The 19,869-nt window shown below is 51.7% G+C and carries 18 protein-coding genes; 16 read left to right on the plus strand and 2 right to left on the minus strand.

What is annotated here, in order from left to right; translation table 11 throughout:
* Positions 1–84: 84 nt before the first annotated feature.
* From nrdH to mgrA, 5 genes are all read left to right on the plus strand, one after another.
* Positions 85–324 carry a glutaredoxin-like protein NrdH gene (gene nrdH, locus D5398_RS18665; protein ID WP_120508964.1) on the plus strand — a complete coding sequence of 80 codons (240 nt, stop codon included), beginning with the start codon at positions 85–87 and terminating at the stop codon, positions 322–324.
* A gap of 10 nt (positions 325–334) precedes the next feature.
* The gene (gene nrdI / locus D5398_RS18670; protein WP_120508965.1) at positions 335–739 is read left to right on the plus strand and encodes a class Ib ribonucleoside-diphosphate reductase assembly flavoprotein NrdI; all 405 of its coding nucleotides are present in this window, start codon (positions 335–337) and stop codon (positions 737–739) included.
* Positions 721–2,883, plus strand: coding sequence for a class 1b ribonucleoside-diphosphate reductase subunit alpha (gene nrdE, locus D5398_RS18675; RefSeq protein ID WP_120508966.1), 2,163 nt, complete (start codon positions 721–723; stop codon positions 2,881–2,883). The genes nrdI and nrdE overlap by 19 nt, the downstream gene beginning before the upstream one ends.
* Positions 2,884–2,904: 21 nt before the next feature.
* Positions 2,905–3,888, plus strand: coding sequence for a class 1b ribonucleoside-diphosphate reductase subunit beta (gene nrdF / locus D5398_RS18680; RefSeq protein ID WP_120508967.1), 984 nt, complete (start codon positions 2,905–2,907; stop codon positions 3,886–3,888).
* Positions 3,889–4,015: 127 nt separating this feature from the next.
* Positions 4,016–5,056 (plus strand): L-glyceraldehyde 3-phosphate reductase, encoded by a 1,041-nt coding sequence (mgrA, locus tag D5398_RS18685; protein WP_120508968.1) that lies wholly within the window; start codon positions 4,016–4,018, stop codon positions 5,054–5,056.
* A 71-nt stretch (positions 5,057–5,127) separates the two neighbouring features.
* Here mgrA and D5398_RS18690 read toward each other — a convergent pair whose 3' ends face one another.
* On the minus strand, positions 5,128–5,688 hold the full coding sequence (locus tag D5398_RS18690; protein WP_120508969.1) for an NlpC/P60 family protein: 561 nt from the start codon (positions 5,686–5,688) through the stop codon (positions 5,128–5,130).
* A 203-nt stretch (positions 5,689–5,891) separates the two neighbouring features.
* Positions 5,892–7,247, minus strand: coding sequence for a 2-hydroxycarboxylate transporter family protein (locus D5398_RS18695; RefSeq protein WP_120508970.1), 1,356 nt, complete (start codon positions 7,245–7,247; stop codon positions 5,892–5,894).
* Positions 7,248–7,567: 320 nt separating this feature from the next.
* On the opposite strand from D5398_RS18695, the gene D5398_RS18700 reads away from it, so the two are divergent.
* The 11 genes from D5398_RS18700 (at position 7,568) to D5398_RS18750 (ending at position 19,846) form a co-directional block, all read left to right on the plus strand.
* Positions 7,568–9,220 (plus strand): ATP-binding protein, encoded by a 1,653-nt coding sequence (locus D5398_RS18700; protein WP_120508971.1) that lies wholly within the window; start codon positions 7,568–7,570, stop codon positions 9,218–9,220.
* Positions 9,213–9,926: a response regulator gene (locus D5398_RS18705; RefSeq protein WP_120508972.1), complete on the plus strand. Its 714-nt coding sequence runs from the start codon at positions 9,213–9,215 to the stop codon at positions 9,924–9,926. The genes D5398_RS18700 and D5398_RS18705 overlap by 8 nt, the downstream gene beginning before the upstream one ends.
* A gap of 587 nt (positions 9,927–10,513) precedes the next feature.
* The gene (gene proV, locus D5398_RS18710; protein WP_120508973.1) at positions 10,514–11,710 is read left to right on the plus strand and encodes a glycine betaine/L-proline ABC transporter ATP-binding protein ProV; all 1,197 of its coding nucleotides are present in this window, start codon (positions 10,514–10,516) and stop codon (positions 11,708–11,710) included.
* Positions 11,707–12,894: a glycine betaine/L-proline ABC transporter permease ProW gene (gene proW, locus D5398_RS18715; protein WP_120508974.1), complete on the plus strand. Its 1,188-nt coding sequence runs from the start codon at positions 11,707–11,709 to the stop codon at positions 12,892–12,894. The genes proV and proW overlap by 4 nt, the downstream gene beginning before the upstream one ends.
* Before the next feature lie 103 nt (positions 12,895–12,997).
* Positions 12,998–14,002, plus strand: a complete 1,005-nt coding sequence (proX, locus tag D5398_RS18720; protein WP_120508975.1) for a glycine betaine/L-proline ABC transporter substrate-binding protein ProX — start codon at positions 12,998–13,000, stop codon at positions 14,000–14,002.
* Positions 14,003–14,026: 24 nt separating this feature from the next.
* Positions 14,027–15,022 carry a glycine betaine/L-proline ABC transporter substrate-binding protein ProX gene (gene proX, locus D5398_RS18725; RefSeq protein ID WP_120508976.1) on the plus strand — a complete coding sequence of 332 codons (996 nt, stop codon included), beginning with the start codon at positions 14,027–14,029 and terminating at the stop codon, positions 15,020–15,022.
* A gap of 197 nt (positions 15,023–15,219) precedes the next feature.
* Positions 15,220–16,404: an MFS transporter gene (locus D5398_RS18730; protein WP_120508977.1), complete on the plus strand. Its 1,185-nt coding sequence runs from the start codon at positions 15,220–15,222 to the stop codon at positions 16,402–16,404.
* Between the two features lie 174 nt (positions 16,405–16,578).
* Positions 16,579–17,340 carry an AzlC family ABC transporter permease gene (locus tag D5398_RS18735; RefSeq protein ID WP_120508978.1) on the plus strand — a complete coding sequence of 254 codons (762 nt, stop codon included), beginning with the start codon at positions 16,579–16,581 and terminating at the stop codon, positions 17,338–17,340.
* Positions 17,330–17,671: an L-valine transporter subunit YgaH gene (gene ygaH / locus D5398_RS18740; RefSeq protein ID WP_120134589.1), complete on the plus strand. Its 342-nt coding sequence runs from the start codon at positions 17,330–17,332 to the stop codon at positions 17,669–17,671. Before D5398_RS18735 ends, ygaH begins: the two co-directional genes overlap by 11 nt.
* A gap of 175 nt (positions 17,672–17,846) precedes the next feature.
* Positions 17,847–18,368 carry a transcriptional repressor MprA gene (mprA, locus tag D5398_RS18745; protein WP_120508979.1) on the plus strand — a complete coding sequence of 174 codons (522 nt, stop codon included), beginning with the start codon at positions 17,847–17,849 and terminating at the stop codon, positions 18,366–18,368.
* A 23-nt stretch (positions 18,369–18,391) separates the two neighbouring features.
* The gene (locus D5398_RS18750; protein ID WP_120508980.1) at positions 18,392–19,846 is read left to right on the plus strand and encodes an efflux transporter outer membrane subunit; all 1,455 of its coding nucleotides are present in this window, start codon (positions 18,392–18,394) and stop codon (positions 19,844–19,846) included.
* The last annotated feature ends 23 nt before the right edge of the window (positions 19,847–19,869 follow it).

Raw genomic sequence — 19,869 nt, forward strand, 5'->3', positions numbered from 1 at the left:
TCGCGCCTCTCCCCTGGCTGAATCAGCCGCACAGCGGGCAGGCAAAAATGGTCTCTGATTTCATACCAGATGGAAATACGAATCATGAGCATTATTATTTACAGTAAACCAGACTGTGTCCAGTGCAACGCGACTTACCGTGCATTAGATAAACAAGGCATCGCTTACGATGTTGTGGATTTAACACAAGATGAGCAGGCTCTCGGGCAGGTTCGGGCGATGGGGTATCAGCAGGTTCCGGTGATTGTGGCCGGTGACGACCACTGGTCTGGTTTCCGTCCGGACAAAATCAGCGCCCTGCGCCAGCTTCAGAACGCGTTCTGAGGCCCGGCGGATGAATCCGTTGGTCTATTTTTCCAGCAGTTCAGAAAACACCCATCGCTTCGTCGGCAGAACAGGTTTGCCGGCGATCCGCATCCCGAAAGATCGTCAGCCCGAAAAATTGCGCGTCGACACACCGTACATTTTGGTGGTGCCGAGCTATGGCGGCGGATCGGCCAAAGGCGCGGTACCGACACAAGTGATCCGTTTTCTCAACGATGAACATAACCGTTCACTCATCCGCGGCGTTATCGCCGCAGGAAACACCAACTTCGGCGCAGCGTATTGTATTGCCGGCGATATTATTTCCCAGAAGTGTCAGGTGCCTTACCTGTACCGTTTTGAATTGCTGGGAACGCCGGAAGACGTTGCAAAGGTCAGACAGGGAGTAACAGAATTTTGGCAGCGACAGAACTAGCAATCACCGACCCCGGTACCAGCAGCCCGGACTATCACGCGCTTAACGCGATGCTGAATCTGTTCGACGCTGACGGGCAGATCCAGTTTGATAAAGACCGCCTGGCCGCGCGCCAATACTTCCTGCAACACGTCAATCAGAACACCGTGTTCTTCCATAATCTGGCGGAAAAACTGCGTTATCTGGTTGAAGAAGGCTATTACGAAGCCACTGTGCTGGACCAGTACGCTTTTGACGATATTAAGGCGTTATTCAAACAGGCTTACGCCAAAAAATTCCGCTTCCAGACTTTCCTGGGCGCGTTCAAGTATTACACCAGCTACACGCTGAAAACTTTCGATGGCAAACGTTACCTCGAACGTTATGAAGATCGCGTCTGCATGGTGGCGATGACGCTGGCACGCGGCGATATTCAGCTCGCCAGTCATTTTGTCGATGAGATTATCTCAGGCCGCTTCCAGCCTGCTACGCCGACGTTCCTCAACTGCGGCAAAAAACAGCGCGGCGAGCTGGTCTCCTGCTTTTTGCTGCGCATCGAAGACAATATGGAATCCATCGGACGCTCGGTGAACTCGGCGTTGCAGCTTTCCAAACGCGGCGGCGGCGTAGCGTTTATGCTCACCAACATCCGTGAAGTGGGCGCGCCGATTAAGCGTATTGAAAACCAGTCTTCCGGCGTGATTCCGATTATGAAAATGCTGGAAGATGCGTTTTCTTACGCCAATCAGCTGGGCGCGCGTCAGGGCGCAGGCGCGGTCTATCTGAACGCCCATCACCCGGATATTCTGCGTTTCCTCGATACCAAACGCGAAAACGCCGACGAGAAAATCCGTATTAAAACGCTGTCGCTGGGTGTGGTTATTCCAGACATCACGTTCGAACTGGCGAAGAACAACGAAGAGATGTATCTGTTCTCGCCGTATCACGTCGAGAAAGTGTATGGCGTGCCGATGTCTGAAATCAGCATCAGCGAGAAATACCGTGAGATGGTGAATGACAAGCGCATTCACAAAAGCAAAATCAACGCGCGTGAATTCTTCCAGGTGCTGGCGGAAATTCAGTTCGAATCCGGCTATCCGTACATGATGTTTGAAGATACGGTTAACCGCGCCAATCCGATCAAAGGTCGCATCAACATGAGCAACCTGTGTTCGGAGATTTTGCAGGTGAATTCGCCGACAATCTACGGCGAAGACCTGTCTTATCAGGAAATTGGCAAAGACATTTCCTGCAATCTCGGCTCACTGAATATCGCTTCAGCGATGGATTCGCCGGACTTCGGCAATACCGTCGAAATGGCGGTCCGCGCGCTGACCGCGGTGTCTGACATGAGTAACATCCGCTCGGTGCCGTCTATTGATCAGGGTAATCAGGATTCGCACGCCATCGGCCTGGGTCAGATGAATTTGCACGGTTATCTGTGTCGCGAACGGATTTACTACGGTTCCGCAGAAGGTCTGGATTTCACCAATATCTATTTCTGTACGGTGGCTTTCCACGCCATCCGCGCCTCAAACCAGATCGCCATCGAGCGCCAGCAGTCATTTAAAGGGTTTAAAGATTCCACCTATGCCAGCGGCGTCTATTTCGACAAATATGTCGATGACGCATTGGCCGCGAAATGGCAGCCGAAAACCGAACGCGTGCGCGAACTGTTTGCTGACGCCGGAATAACTCTTCCGACCCCCGCAGACTGGGCGGCGCTGAAAGACTCGGTGATGCAGCATGGCCTGTATAACCAGAATTTACAGGCGGTGCCGCCGACAGGTTCTATTTCTTACATCAATAATTCGACGTCGAGTATTCACCCGATTGTGTCCCGCGTAGAAATCCGCAAAGAGGGAAAAATTGGTCGTGTGTATTATCCGGCAGCGTTTATGACCAACGACAATCTGGATTACTACCAGGATGCCTACGAAATCGGCCCGGAAAAAATCATTGATACCTACGCCGAAGCCACACAGCACGTCGATCAGGGGTTGTCGCTGACGCTGTTTTTCCGCGATACCGCCACCACGCGCGATATCAACAAAGCGCAGATTTACGCCTGGCGCAAAGGTATCAAAACCATTTATTACATCCGTCTGCGCCAGATGGCGCTGGAAGGCACCGAAGTTCAGGGCTGCGTTTCCTGCACGCTGTAACCGATTGAAAGGACTTAAAAGATGAGCGCAGTAAAACAATTGTTAGTGCCGCAACCGGTCAGTAAAGCCATCAACTGGAATAAAATCCAGGACGATAAAGACCTCGAGGTGTGGAACCGCCTGACGTCGAATTTCTGGCTGCCGGAAAAGGTACCGCTGTCGAACGATATTCCTTCCTGGGCGACGCTGAGCGCACAAGAAAAACAGCTAACAATCAGGGTATTTACCGGCCTGACGCTGCTTGATACCGTGCAAAACGTAGCCGGCGCACCCACGCTGATGAAAGATGCGGTGACACCGCATGAGGAAGCGGTTTACTCGAATATCTGCTTTATGGAAGCGGTGCATGCGCGTTCTTACAGCTCGATTTTTTCGACGTTGTGCGCCACCGTAGACGTGGACGAGGCTTACCGCTGGAGCGAGGAAAACGTCGCGCTGCAAAATAAAGCGGCGATCATTTTGTCGTATTACGACGGTGAAGATCCGCTGATGAAGAAAGTTGCCAGCGTGTTCCTCGAATCGTTCCTGTTTTACTCCGGCTTCTATCTGCCGATGTACTGGTCGAGCCGCGCCAAACTGACCAACACCGCCGATTTGATCCGACTGATCATCCGCGATGAGGCGGTTCACGGCTATTACATCGGCTATAAATTCCAGAAAGCGCTGGCACTGGAAAGCGAAGAACGTCAGCGTCAGATCAAAGAGCAGGCGTTTGATCTGATTCAGGACTTGTACGATAACGAGATCCGCTACACCGAAGAATTGTACGACGGCGTGGGCTGGAGCGAAGACGTGAAGAAATTCCTGCATTACAACGCCAACAAAGCGCTGATGAACCTCGGCTACGAAGCCCTGTTCCCGGCCAGCATGGCGGATGTTAATCCGGCGATCCTTTCTGCATTATCGCCAAATGCCGACGAAAACCACGACTTCTTCTCAGGATCCGGATCGTCGTATGTGATCGGCAAAGCCGTTAACACCGAAGACGAGGACTGGGATTTCTAAAAACTCCCTCCCCTGCGCAGGGGAGGGAGTTAAATAAATGCCACTTTCTGAAGTTGCCGTTATTTTTCTCAGCGTTAGTATAGAAACAGTGTTTCAAAACCCTACGCTATCAGAAAAAGGAAACATCATGCCCTACACGGCCTCACCCTCCCGCTATGAAACCATGCAATTTCGCCGCTGTGGTCAGAGCGGTTTAAAACTCCCTGCACTGTCTCTCGGTCTCTGGCACAGCTTCGGCCATGTCAGCCAGCTGGAATCCCAGCGCGGCTTGCTGCAAAAAGCCTTTGATTTAGGCATCACCCATTTTGATCTGGCAAATAACTACGGCCCCCCTCCGGGATCTGCCGAAGAGAATTTTGGCCGTCTGCTGAAGCAGGATTTCGCCCCGTACCGCGATGAACTGATCATCTCCACGAAAGCCGGTTACGATATGTGGCCGGGCCCGTATGGCTCCGGCAGTTCGCGCAAATATTTGCTGGCGAGTCTCGATCAAAGCCTGCAACGCATGGGGCTGGATTACGTCGATATCTTCTATTCGCATCGTGTGGATGAAGAAACGCCAATGGAAGAAACCGCTGCGGCGCTGGCGTATGCCGTGCAAAGCGGCAAGGCGTTGTATGTCGGGATTTCCTCTTATTCGCCGGAACGTACGCAGAAAATGGCGGAACTGCTGCGCGAGCTGAAAGTACCGCTACTTATCCATCAGCCTTCTTATAATCTGCTGAACCGCTGGGTCGATAAAAGTGGCCTGCTGGACACGCTGGAACAAAATGGCGTGGGATGTATTGCGTTCACACCGCTGGCGCAGGGTTTGCTCACCGGCAAATACCTTAACGGTATTCCGGACGGTTCGCGTATGCAGGTTGAAGGGAACAAAGTACGCGGCCTGAATGCCAAAATGCTGTCAGAAGAGAATCTGAACAGTCTGCGTTTGCTCAATGAAATGGCGCAACAGCGCGGGCAGACAATGGCGCAGATGGCACTCAGCTGGCTGCTGAAGGATAACCGTGTGACGTCGGTGCTGATCGGTGCCAGCCGTCCGGAACAACTGGATGAAAACGTGAAGGCGCTGGAAAACCTGCGTTTTACCGCAGAAGAACTGACGGCGATTGATAAACATGTGGCGGATGGCGAATTAAATCTGTGGCAGGCATCTTCGGATAAATAAGCGATATATTATCCATAAATTATCACGGGCGAATTACAAAGACTAATTCGCCCGTGATTGTATGCTTTATTTTAACTCATTAATTCTAAACGTCGCGCCGTTTCATAATGATTAATCCAGTACTGATTATCTAATGAAGAAATAGTCACACCTTCAATTTTTGATGCGTGAATAAACTGATTATCACCCACGTAAACACCGACATGACGATCGCGCGACGATGTTTTGAAAAAGACCAGATCACCGGGTTTGAGATCATTTATGCTGATCTTCTGCCCGTTCTTTATCTGCTGGAACGTCGTTCGGGGCAACTGCTGGTGCAGGGAAGCATTGAAGATATGCTGCATCAGCGCTGAACAATCCACACCTTTGTGGGTAGTGCCCCCCAGACGATAATGCGTGCCTTTCCAGTTTGAATATTCTGACAGTAAGGAAGCTTTGATCGTTTTTGCGTTGCCATTACCGTCTTCATATACCGGTGATTCTTTTACATTAAAAAGCTCTTCGTGGGAGAACTTATGATGATTCATAGACGCGAATTCCTTTGGCATATCAAAAGCAAAGGAATTGGTGCTAAAGAGTGCCGGAGCAATAATCAGTAATACAGGGAGGAATATTTTAATACAGAACATGCGCGACTTCTTTTAACGAAAATACCATTAATCCATACAGAGAACCCGCTGACGGTGCAGGTGACTCATCTTTGAGTGCGTAAATAATAACCACGAAACAAAAAATAACCAGCCTGCAGTGTGTCCAAAATTAGACCGAAAACAATTTTGTCTGTTAAACCAACCCCTTTGGTATAAGGGGTTGGTGCAAATGAGAGGAGAACTCAGGAGAAGAACTTTGCCAGAACAAACAGCCCGACAGAAACGTTGATGGCACCACCGATACGGGTAGCAATTTGTGCAAAAGGCATCAGGGTCATACGGTTACCCGAAGTGAGGATCGCGACATCACCGGTGCCGCCCTGCCCGCTCTGGCAGCAGGAAACAATCGCCACATCAATCGGATGCATACCGATTTTCTTGCCGACGTAAAAACCGGTGCCCACCAGCGCCAGCACCGTGGTCACGATCACCAGCAGGTTCGGGACAGTAAAAGCATTAATCAGTTCCTGCCACGGCGTAATCGCCACGCCCACCGCGAACAGCACCGGATAGGTTACTGCGGTACGGAAGAATTTGTACACCGTCATCGAACCGTGCTGAATAGTCGGTGAAACGCCGTTCGCCAGTTTTACCAGCACCGCCGCGAATAACATACCGACCGGTGCAGGCAAACCGATCCATTTTTGTCCTAGCATCCCGACCATGTACAACAGGATCGCCAGCAGCGCGCCACAGGCCAGTGCATTCACGCCAGGATTACCTTCGAATTCGTCAGTGCCACTGCCCAGTTCACCTTTTTTGGACGGCATCAGCTGACCTTCGCCGGTCAGATGCGGGTAGCGTTTACCGAGCTGATTGAGCACACCCGCCAGCACTATCGCCGTCAGCCCCCCCAGCATGACGATTGGCAAAATACGTCCCAGTGCCACGCCCTGCTCCATATGCAGAATGGTCGCGTAGCCCATCGACAGCGGGATCGCGCCTTCACCCACGCCACCGGCCATGATCGGCAGGATCAGGAAGAAGAAGGTTTGCATCGGCGGTAGCCCTAAAACGGTGCCCATCGCCATACCGGCGATCATCCCGACAACTTCGCCGCAAAGCATCGGTACGAAAATGCGCATAAAACCCTGGATCAGTACCTGACGATTCATGCTCATGATGCTGCCGACAATAATGCAGCAGATATAAAGGTAGAGAATATTGGTGGATTTATAGAATTTGACCGTGGAATCAACGACCACGTCCGGCAACAGCCCGTAATGCACCATCGCCGAAGGAATAAAGGTGGCGCAAATCGCTGCCGCGCCGAGTTTGCCCACTACCGGTAAGCGTTTACCCAATTCTCCGCAGGCAAAACCGAAGAAGGCCAGCGTGGCGACCATCACCACGATATCGCTAGGCAGTTTGCCGTTCAGGCAGTCGAGCAGGATCAGCACACCCGCCAGCAGGAAGAAAGGCAGCGGGATAATACCAATCTTGTAGTTATCGAGAATGTGCCACCATTTTTGCCTGGCTGAGAGGCCGGAAGCTTTCTTTTCTTTGACTGCGATGTAGGAATCGTCGGTTGTGCTCATGACATTGCCTCTTTCTTATAAATACTTTTCTTATTGATGTTCTGAGCATAAGAAAACAGCAGGTCAGCAGGATGTGAGTTTGTTCAAATTAAAATCGCAGGGATTAAGGTTGTTATGGTGTTTATGGAGTTAATGTTATTTGATTTATAAGGATTATCAGATTTGTAGTAAAACGCCCTATTACCCTTATAATTATTGAGTGAATTCATCGCTATTTATATTGCCTGTTCACAACTCTGTCTTTATCCGATTACCGCCACTGTTGGCCCATGGTACGCTTATTCAATGTGTGTCTTTACGTTGATGTGGCCGCAGACCGAATGAAACTCCGAATGCCTTTTCAGGTAAAACTCTTTTTATCTCTGGTGGTATTTTCCTGCCTGTTGCTGGTGCTGCTGGGCGCGATTTTATTTCATATTATCGACCGTCAGTTGCACCATGACCTCGGCCAGCGCGCACGCGTTCAGGCCAGTGAAATCGCACTGATGCCAGGGCTGGCACAGAAGGTTCAGGCCCGGGATATCGCCGGGATCGCCAGACTTATCCAGCCACTGCGCGATAAAAGCGATGCCAGTTATATCGTGATCGGGGATACCCACGAGCTGCATCTTTATCATTCCGAATCTCCGCAGCGTATCGATCTGCCGATGATTGGCGGTGATAACGCAGAGGTGCTGGCCGGTAAAACCATTATTTCCATCAGACAAGGCGGCATCGGCGTTTCGTTACGCAGTAAAGCGCCGATCCTTGATGAGAATAATCAGGTCATCGGTATTGTTTCCGTCGGCTACCTCACCTCATATATTGATAACATTAACGGCCACCGCCTGGCGCAGGTTGGTTTATACGGTTTACTTCTTTTATTACTGCTGTTTATTTTTTCATGGATGTTTACCCGCAACGTTAAAAAGCAGATGTTCTGGCTGGAGCCAAAAGATATTGCCCTTCTGGTTCGCCAGCAAAAAGCCTTGCTGGAAGCCATGTATGAAGGCGTATTTGCGATTAATGCGCAGAAGCAGCTGATTTCCATCAACCGTGCCGCACGTGAGTTACTCGATATCCATCAGCCCGAAAATGAACTGCTGGGTAAATCGCTGGCGGAGGTGTTACAAATCCCACCTAGCTTCTTTACGCAAAGTGGCGTCAGTGAAAATAACAGCCAGCATGATCAGATTACGGTGCTTAACCAAAGACAGGTGATCGTCAACCGCGTGCCGATCGAGCTTGAACCGGGCAAGGAAAGCGGCTGGGTGTTCAGTTTCCGCGATAAAAACGACATTAATACGCTGAGCAGTCAGCTGAGCCAGGTGAAACGTTACGCGGACAATCTGCGCATCATGCGCCATGAACAGCTGAATTGGACTGCCACGCTGGCGGGGTTGCTGCAAATGCAGCGCTACGACGATGCAATGCACTATATTCAGGCGCAGTCTGAAGGTGCCCAGGCGGTGCTGGATTTCGTCTCGACACGCTTCACCTCCCCGGCGCTGTGCGGGTTGCTGCTGGGTAAATACGTCAGCGCGCGCGAAAAAGGCGTGGAGCTGAGTTTCGACCCCGCCTGCCAGTTAACCCGTATTCCGGCAACGATTACTGAAACTGAGCTGATGTCGGTAGTGGGTAATCTGCTGGATAATGCCGTGGACGCCACGCTGAAAGCGCCGACGCCTACTGCGCCGGTCGAACTGTATATTTCCGACAGAAACCAGGAGCTGCTGATTGAAGTCGCCGATCAGGGCAGCGGCGTGGACGATGCCCTGAAACCCCATCTGTTTGAACAGGGCGTGACAAGCAAGCCCTCAAGTGGCTATGAGACGACCGGCGCCGAACACGGTATCGGGCTTTATCTGGTGGCCGGATATGTCCGTCAGGCCGGGGGCAGCATCGAAATCTCAGACAACACGCCGCAAGGTACGATATTTTCAGTCTTTATACCGACTCCGGCAGATGCTCTAACAGGAAAGAATCATGAATAACAGTAGCGCTCTCGATGTCGTGATTGTGGAAGACGAGCCGCATCTGGCCGGCCTGCACCGCGATTTTATCGAGCAAAATTTCAATCTGCGTGTCGTGGGTATCGCCGCCACGCTGGAACAGGCACGCTCATTGCTGCGCCTGCATGAGCCACGGCTGATTCTGCTCGATAACTTTTTACCGGACGGTCAGGGTGTGGATCTCATCGACAGCCCGCTGCTGAAAAGCTTCGATTGCTCGGTGATTTTCATTACCGCCGCCAGCGATATGCAAACCTGTAGTCATGCAATGCGCAGCGGCGCGTTCGACTACATAATCAAACCGGTATCTTTCCACCGCCTGCAAAGCTCACTGGAACGTTTTATGCAGCTGGTACAAACGCTGCGTAATGTGAAAGTGGTGGATCAGCGGGCGCTGGATAAGCTGTTCAATCTGCCCGCCAGCGATACGCCGGCAGCCCCTTCCGCCAAAGGCATCGAACCGAATACACTCGAACTGGTTCAGCGCGTATTTACCGCGAAACCTGACGTCAGCTGGTCTGTTGAAGAGGTGGTTGAGGAAGTCGGGATCAGCAAAACAACAGGCCGTCGTTATCTGGAATATTGTGTGGAAATTGGCTTTATCGGTGTCGAAATGCAGTACGGAAATATCGGTCATCCGAGACGCTTATATCGCAAAATAGCAGACCAAGAAAAATCCGTATCCTGAGGCCGAATTTTGGCCATTTTGCGTGACGCATTTCGCACATTCTGCCGGTGTTATCACCGGCGAATTTCCCGCAGATCCCACTGGTTCAGGTCATTATTTCACTGAGCACTCATCTTTCAGACAAGCGGTAAATTCTCCGCGTTCAGTCGAATCTGAAATCTCTATTTACACATGTAAATAAGCACTGAGCAAAACACATTAACCCCATATAAATCACGCAATTACCGCCCCTTATAACCCCACAAAAACAAAAGACATTATCTTTAATGAAAACAACAAATTATATATATTTTTAACAAAATAATCGGTTGGGGAATTAGTTCTGCGCTGAAATTTTCGGGCAGGATAATTTGTCATTAAATGTCAGTGCTAACTGATCTAAATTAAACACTGCAAATACAGATAAATACGCCACCAGAAACACAATCATGATTATTCCCCGGAAACATTGAGACTTGTCTCAGAATCTCTATGTGTTAGGGTATAAAGCGTTCACTATTTTGTTACAGGCAAAATCCTATACGGTCCAACACAAAAACTAGATATCGAGCCGATACGGCTATTTATATCCAAGGAATGCACATTGCATGGCAATTAAAATCGAAGTAAAGAATCTTTATAAGGTATTTGGCGAGAACCCTGATCGCGCTTTCAAGATGATTGACGCAGGCAAGGGTAAAGAAGAAATTTTTGAGAAAACCGGTCTTTCACTTGGCGTAAAGAATGCCAGTCTGGCCATTGAAGAAGGCGAGATTTTCGTCATCATGGGGTTATCCGGTTCTGGTAAATCCACCATGGTACGCCTTCTCAATCGTCTGATAGAGCCCACCCGTGGCGAAGTCCTGATCGACGGCGAAGATATCGCCAAAATCTCAGAGTCAAAATTGCGCCAGGTGCGCCGCAGTAAAATCAGTATGGTATTTCAGTCCTTTGCGCTGATGCCACACCTGACCGTGTTGAATAACACCGCGTTTGGTATGGAACTGGCCGGTGTCCCGGTCGAAGAGCGCAATGAAAAAGCGATTGACGCGTTGCGTCAGGTCGGGCTGGAAAACTATGCCAAATCTTATCCTGATGAATTATCGGGCGGTATGCGTCAGCGTGTGGGTCTTGCCCGTGCGATGGCCAACAACCCTGACATTCTGCTGATGGATGAAGCCTTCTCGGCGCTTGACCCATTAATTCGTACCGAGATGCAGGATGAGCTGGTGAAGCTTCAGGCTCAGCATCAGCGCACCATCGTGTTTATTTCCCATGATCTCGACGAAGCCATGCGCATCGGCGATCGCATCGCCATTATGCAGGGCGGCGAAGTGGTGCAGGTCGGTACGCCGGAAGACATTCTGAATAATCCGGCCAACGACTATGTGCGCACCTTCTTCCGTGGCGTCGATATCAGCCAGGTATTTAGTGCCAAAGACATTGCCCGCCGTCGTGGCGCGCTTATACGTAAAACCCCCGGTTTTGGTCCGCGTGCCGCCCTTAAGCTGCTCGAAGATGAAGACCGCGAATATGGTTATGTGCTTGAACGTGGACAGAAATTCATCGGCGTTGTGTCGATTGAATCCCTGAAAGCTGCGCTGAAAGCCAATCTGACGCTGGAAAGCGCCCTGCTGGAATCTCCGGCTGCGGTGCAGGCAGATATGCCACTCAGCGAACTGATTTCTCATGTCGCCGCCGCGCCTTGCGCCGTGCCGGTCGTCAATGAGGACAATAACTATATCGGCATTATTTCCAAAGCCATGTTGCTTCAGGCTCTGGATAAAGAAGGGGGTAACGAATGAGTCTTTCAAGCATACATAACACCATTGTTCAGCACGCACAGGCCGCTCAGGCGCAGGTTCCCGACGCGTCCGTCGACCCGTGGGGTGCCGATAACGCCAGTGGCGCTGTTGCGGCTCAGCCCGATGCCGCGGCAAACGCAGCGGCAAGCAGTGATCCGTGGGGGGGCGCCAGCGATGCCGCGACCAGCGCTCCGGACACCGCACACCATGCCGCTGCACAGGCCAATGACTGGCTGGCTGTCGCGCCTGAACATCATCAGCATTTTAATATTCTCGATCCGTTCCACAACACGCTGATCCCGCTCGACCATTGGGTCACCCACGGGATCGACTGGCTGGTTACCAACTTCCGCCCGGTATTCCAGGGGATCCGTGTGCCGGTCGATTTCGTACTGAGCGGTTTCCAGCATGGTCTGGAATCCCTGCCTGCCCCGCTGGCGATCCTGGTGTTCGCGCTGATCGCCTGGCAGATGGCCGGTTTCGGTATGGGTGCCGCTACGCTGGTTTCACTGGTTCTGATCGGTGCTATCGGCGCATGGTCACAAGCGATGGTGACGCTGGCGCTGGTACTGACCTCGCTGTTCTTCTGTATTTTGATAGGCTTGCCGCTCGGCATATGGCTGGCCCGTAGTCAGAGGGCCGCCAAAATTATCAGGCCATTGCTTGATGCCATGCAGACCACTCCGGCGTTTGTGTATCTGGTGCCGATTGTGATGCTGTTTGGTATCGGGAACGTGCCGGGCGTGGTGGTAACGATCATCTTCGCCCTGCCGCCAGTCGTGCGTCTGACCATTCTGGGTATCAATCAGGTACCAGATGACCTGATCGAAGCTGCCAAATCCTTTGGTTCAAGCCCGAGCCAGCTGCTGTTTAAAGTTCAGCTGCCGCTGGCGATGCCGACCATTATGGCGGGTATTAACCAGACACTGATGCTGGCGCTGTCGATGGTGGTTATCGCCTCGATGATTGCAGTCGGTGGCCTGGGTCAGATGGTTCTGCGCGGTATCGGTCGTCTGGACATGGGCCTGGCGTCAGTCGGTGGTGCAGGTATCGTCATCCTCGCCATTATCCTCGACCGTCTTACCCAGTCGATGGGTCGCGACAGCCGCAGTAAAGGCGGTCACCGCTGGTTCACCCGCGGCCCTGTCGGTCTGGTGATGAAGCCTTTCGTTAAAAAAGCCTAATTCATACTGCACTTTTCCCGGCAGTTCGCTGCCGGGAACTCTCAATACACTGAAACAACGCAGTCCACTCTTACGTATTCACAAGCAAGAATAAGGGTTCACCATGCGCACAACTCAGAAAAAAGCACTCATCCTCGCATTATCCATTGCGACACCCGCCGCTTTCGCTGCCGATTTACCGGGCAAAGGCGTGGTCGTCAAACCGTTGCAAAGCACTATCGCAGAAGAAACATTCCAGACCGAACTGGTTAACCGTGCGCTGCAAAAACTGGGCTACGACGTTCAGCAAACCGGCGAAGTCGACTACAACGTGGCGTATACCGCCATCGCCAGTGGTGATTCGACGTTCATGGCGGTGAACTGGGATCCGCTGCAAAAAGACATGTATGCCTCAGCCGGTGGCGATCAGAAATTCTACCGTGAAGGTACGTTTATCGGCGGTGCGGCGCAGGGTTATCTGATCGACAAGAAAACCGCAGACAAATATCACATCCACGATTTGTCGCAGCTGAAAGATCCGAAAATCGCCAAATTGTTCGACGCCGACGGCGATGGCAAAGCCGACATGGCGGGCTGTAATCCAGGCTGGGTATGCGGCTCCGTAATTAGCACGCAGCTTAAAGCCTACGGCCTGACGGATACCGTGACGCAAAACGAGGGCAACTATTCGGCCATTATCGCCGATACCCTCACCCGCTATAAATCTGGTAAACCGGTGCTGTATTACACCTGGACGCCTTACTGGGTCAGTAACGAGATGAAACCTGGCAAAGATGTGGTCTGGCTGACCGTGCCTTTCTCCGCCAATCCAGGTTCATTGAAAGATCTCGATACCACGCTGCCGAACGGTAAAAACTACGGTTTCCCGGTCAATAACGAACATATCGTGGCGAATAAAGCCTGGGCTGAGCAAAACCCGGCGGCTGCGAAGCTGTTTGCCATTATGAAATTGCCACTGGCTGATGTGAATGCGCAGAACTTGCGGATGCACGAGGGTGAATCTTCTTCCGAGGATATTCAGCAACACGTCGACGGCTGGATCAAGGCGCATCAGGCGACCTTCGATGGCTGGATCAAAGAAGCTGCCGCTGCCGCAGCAAAAAAATAATCAAAGATAAAATCTGAGGAATTTATGAAAAAGACAGGACTCTGGGCGCTCGTCGCTCTCACTACATTTGCCACAGCTTCTACTTTCGCCGCCGATCTGCCGGGTAAAGGCATTAAAGTTACGCCAATTCAAAGCAGCATCAGCGAAGAAACCTTCCAGACTGAGCTGGTAAATAAAGCGCTGGAAAAACTGGGCTACGACGTTCTGCCGATTCGCGAAGTCGATTACAACGTAGGCTACACCACCATGGCTGCCGGTGATGCAACCTTTACCGCCGTTAACTGGACGCCGCTGCATGATGAAATGTACAAAGCAGCCGGTGGCGATAAGGTCTTTTACCGCGAAGGCACGTATATCACCGGCGCGGCACAAGGCTGGCTTATTGATAAGAAAACCGCCGATAAATATCACATTACCAATGTCGCTCAGCTGAAAGACCCGAAACTGGCAAAAATTTTTGATACCAACGGTGACGGTAAAGCCGATCTGACCGGTTGTACACCGGGCTGGGGTTGTGAGGCGGTGCTGAATGAACAGCTGAAAGCTTACGGTCTGGAAGATACCGTGACCAACAATCAGGGTAACTATGCTGCGATGATCGCTGACACCATTACGCGCTACAAAGAAGGCAAGCCTGTGTTTTATTACACGTGGACGCCGTACTGGGTGAGCAGCATTATGGTGCCGGGCAAAGATGTTGTGTGGTTGCAGGTGCCATTCTCCGTGGTGCCGGGCGAGAAAAACCCCAACACTGAGCTGCCAAATGGCAAGAACTATGGTTTCCCGGTCAGTACTATGCGTATCGTAGCGAACCGGGCCTGGACTGAGAAAAACCCGGCAGCGGCGAAACTGTTTGCCATCATGAAACTGCCTTTGAAAGACATCAATGCGCAGAACGCTGCCATGCACGCCGGTCATAATTCAGAAGCGGATATCAGCGCACAGACTGACGGCTGGATCAAAGCCCACCAGGAAGTGTTCGATGGCTGGATTAAAGAATCGATGGCTGCTGCGAAATAACACGGCACAAACTCTGTAAGACCAGCGGGCGGAGAGCAATCTTCGCCCGTTTTTTTTGTGGGGTCTGTATAAAAAAAACGCTATTGCAAAATCAACTAGTTGCCATAAAAACTATTCATTGGTTTAATATTTCAACTCAAACGATAATCGTTTTACGCATTTCCCTGCTCCTTCAATAAGATCCATTTATTCTGATTATGAAAAAAACTACAACGCATTCCCCCCTCAGCCCGGCGCTGATTATTCTGATGGCAGTTGCCACCGGGCTTGCCGTCGCCAGTAACTATTACCCGCAGCCGCTGCTGGAAACCATCGCACGCGCGTTTGATCTTTCTGTCAATCAGGCCGGATTCATCGTCACCGTGGCACAGCTGGGTTATGCCTGCGGGCTGATGTTTATCGTGCCGCTTGGCGATATGTTCGAACGTCGCGGTTTAATCGTGCTGATGACGCTGCTTTCCGCTGCGGGATTACTGATCACCGCTATGGCGCCCACGCTGACCATCATGCTGGTCGGTACAGCGCTGACCGGGTTGTTCTCCGTCGTAGCGCAAATTTTGGTGCCGCTGGCCGCGACGCTCGCGGAACCGGAACGTCGCGGTAAAGTGGTCGGACTGATTATGTCCGGGCTGCTGCTGGGCATTCTGCTGGCGCGTACTGTCGCTGGTCTGCTGGCGTCGCTGGGCGGCTGGCGCACCGTTTACTGGGTGGCGAGCGCACTGATGATCGTGATGGCCCTGGTCTTGTGGCGCAAGCTGCCGAAACACCAGCAACATACCGACCTGAATTATCCGCAGCTGCTGAAATCCATCTTCACGCTGTTCATTCACACGCCGGTTTTACGCACGCGCGCGCTGATCGGCATGTTTTGTTTCGCTAACTTCAGTATTTTGTGGACGTCAATGGCGTTCCTGCTGGCAGGCCCGGCGTACAATTATTCCGAAGCGGTGATCGGGCTGTTCGGGCTGGTGGGTGCGGCTGGCGCGCTGGCGGCTACCCGCGCCGGACATCTGGCAGATAAGGGGAAAGCGCACCTGACCACCACGGCGGGACTGATCCTGTTACTGCTTTCGTGGGCTGCGATTGCCTGGGGTCAGCATTCGGTGATTTCGCTGATTATCGGCATTATCGTTTTGGACCTTTCGGTTCAGGGCGTTCACATTACCAACCAAAGTGTTATCTATAAAACCATGCCGGAAGCACGAAACCGCCTGACTGCGGGTTACATGACGACATACTTTATTGGCGGTGCAGTAGGTTCACTGGTGTCTGCTTCGGCCTATCAGGCCGCGGGCTGGTATGGGGTGTCGGCGGCAGGTACCATCATGTGTGTATTGAATTTACTGGTCTGGATGAAGGGATATAAACATAAGTTGGCGTAATAACGTACGGAACTACATCAGGAGGGAACCATCACCCCTCCTGATTAGCTTGCGAATAATCATATTGGAAATTTATTTGAACCAAAGGGTGTTAACAATACTTACAGTCTGGTAATGTTTGCACAATGAATTATTTGCCGGAACTCATCCGGTTTCACAATGTTTTAAACACCCATGCAAAGCAACCCAGATCTCGAAGCACCCGACCCCGTCCGTGTTTCAACTTTCACACAAGGTATTACCGATAGCCTGCCCATTGTCATTGGCTATCTGCCCATCGCTTTTGCATTTGGCCTTAGTGCCGTAAAACTGGGATTCACCCCAGCTGAAAGTCTCCTGTTTTCAATTCTTATCTATGCTGGCGCCAGCCAGTTTGTCATCACCGCGCTGCTCAGCGCCGGAATGTCACTGTGGATTTCTGCCCTGACTGTCATGGCAATGGATGTGCGGCATGTGCTGTACGGTCCGTCGCTGCGTAACCGTCTGGTCGGAAAACTCAATGGCAAAAAAACAGCACTCTGGGCATTTGGCCTGACAGATGAAGTTTTCGCCGCTGCCACCGCCAAACTTATCCGCGATAAACGCAGCTGGAGCGAAAACTGGATGTGCGGCATTGCGCTTTCATCCTGGCTTTCATGGGTATTCGGCACGGCAGTGGGTGCGCTGTTTGGTAACGGGCCGCTGGAAAATTTTCCAGCCGTCGAAGCCGCACTCGGCTTTATGTTACCGGCTCTTTTTCTGAGTTTTTTGCTCGCAGCGTTTAAGCGCCAGCAAAGCATGGTGTTTGTCGCATCGCTGGCCGGTGCGCTGGGCGGACTCCTGTTCTGGTCGATTCCTGCCGCTATCGGCTGCGGTCTGGCCGCCGGCTGCGTTGCCGCCTTGCTGCAACGCCCTCAATCCCCTTCCGCCACGGAGATAACCTCAGATGAGCACTAATGTCATTCTGGTTTGTCTGCTCGTCGGCACCGTGAATTACCTGTTCCGGTATTTGCCTTTGCGCATGGGCGCAAGGCAGAAAACCGGGCCGAAAAGCGGCCCTCTGTCCCGCGTGCTCGACAGCATCGGTATCGCATCTATCTGCGCGCTGCTGGTGGTTTCAAGTACACCGGAAATTTTGCGTGATCAGCAAAAACTGCTGCCTTCGCTGGCCGGTTTTGTTCTGCTTGCGCTGATTTTCTGGCGAACCAAAAGCATCATTATCGCCACTCTCACCGGTGCCCTGGTGTACGGACTGGTGTTTAAGGTGATGCTGATGACCGCAGGCTGAAGACCATTTTTTACCGCAGAGTAACAACAGAGCAAACTCTGCCTAATACATTAAACATTGAATAATTCACTGGAGTTATGAATCACACTAATTGCTAAAGAATTGGTGATTCATGACATTGATATTATTAATTACCATCGTTACTATGTCACCTGTAACTAATGAGGCTTCTCATATGGACAGTTCGTTCGCGCCAATTGAAAACATGTTAAATTTCCGGGCCAAAAAGCAAAAAGATTTCCCTTATCAGGAAATTTTGCTGACCCGTTTGTGTATGCACATGCAAAGTAAATTGCTTGAAAATCGCAATAAGATGCTGAAGGCACAAGGGATTAATGAAACGCTGTTTATGGCGTTACTCACCCTTGATGCGCAGGAAAGTCACAGTATTCAGCCTTCTGAGCTAAGCTCTGCTTTAGGTTCTTCCCGAACTAACGCCACCCGTATTGCGGATGAGCTGGAAAAACGCGGATGGATTGAACGTCGTGAGAGCGATAATGACCGCCGTTGTCTGCATTTGCACCTGACAGCTGATGGGGAAGCCTTTATCCAGAAGTTACTTCCGCCTCAACACAAGAGTCTGCATTTACTCTGGTCAACTTTAGACGCTGATGAACAGAAGCAGTTAGAAACCCTGACCCGCAAGCTGTTAACTCGCCTTGATCAGATGGATGCAACAGCGCTACAACAATTCTAAATTTCTGTTCAGGTAAACTACACATGTCACTCCAAGCTCGCTGGAGGCTTACGCCGCTGTTTGCCGTTTTGATTTTGGCCGGTTGCGCCTCCAGTAATAATATTGCTCCTCAGTCGTCGCTGCTGGATACGCAACAGCTTCATCTGCAGCAGGCAAAAGTCAGCTCCCTGACCCTCGGCCCTCAGTGGTGGCGCAGTCTTAATGACCCGCAACTGGATAACCTGATGACCACGACGTTGCAAAACTCGCCGTCATTGCGTCAGGCAGCCGCTCGCGTGCGCGAAGCACAGAGCGTCATGGGTGAAGCCGATGCCGCCAATGGCCCGTATTTGGATCTCAATGCCTCGACACGACGCGAACGTGTAGCAAAAAACACGATCCCGCCGTTCCTGACAAGTTATCCCCAGGCGCCGATTTTCGACAGCAGCAACAGCCTCGGGCTGAATTTGAGCTATGAGTTTGACTGGTGGGGTAAATACCGCAATCAGGTAAATGCCGCGAAAGCACAGGTAGATTCCGCCCGTGCTGAACAGGCAGAAGCCGCTCTGACGCTGACCAGTTCGGTAGCGTCAGCCTATTATCAGTTGCAGGCCAATCTTGCTTTGCAGGATGTTCTGCAACATGAAGTGGATAACAACCAGCGTCTGGCGGATTTGCGTAAAGCGCAATATAAAGCCGGTGTCTATGGTATTGAAATTCCGCAACAAACCCAGGCTCAGGCTGACAGTGCCAAACAGCAAATCATCAACCTTAAATCGCAAACTGAACAGCTGAGACATCAGCTTTCTGCGCTCGCGGGTCGTGGTCCGGATGCCATGAACGGGCTGCATGCCGTGGCGCTGCCACCGGCAGAGGCTCTGGCACCGAAGGCGGAACTGACGCTGGATTTACTGGGTAAACGCCCTGACATCGCGGCACAACGTGATCTGGTGGAATCTTATTCCCAGCGGGTCAGTGCAGCGAAAAAAGAGTTCTATCCAAGCCTTTCCATCAGTGCTTTTGGCGGTCTGACGACCACCAACTACGGCGGCACCAGCCCCAATATTCTGTCTGCAGCCAGTGAGGCATGGAATATCGCGCCAGCCATTTCGCTGCCGATTTTCCACGCCGGTGCACTGCGATCCAAACTGGGCGAAGAGTCCGCGTTATATGACCAGTCTGTTGAGTCATATAACCAGACCATCCTGAACGCCATCCAGCAAACTGCGGATGCCATTACAGTCTCGAAAAGCAGCGCGGAACAATTGCAGCAGGCATCTTCTGCCGCTAAGTCGCTTGATGAGGTGTATCGCGTTTCGGATGCAAGATACAACGCTGGCGTCATCGGACGGGATGAGCTGTTAACCAGCCAGTCAGCGCTCCTGCAACAACAACAGGTGCAACTCAACGCCAGTAGTCAGTTGATGCAGGCAAAAATCAGTCTCATCCGTGCGCTTGGGGGTGGCTATCAGGCCCCGGCCGCGGACCAAAAATCATAATAAAAGACTCAGTGTGGAGAAGA

Origin of the sequence: Rahnella bruchi, from assembly GCF_003614975.1 — a bacterium.
Taxonomy (GTDB): domain Bacteria; phylum Pseudomonadota; class Gammaproteobacteria; order Enterobacterales; family Enterobacteriaceae; genus Rahnella; species Rahnella bruchi.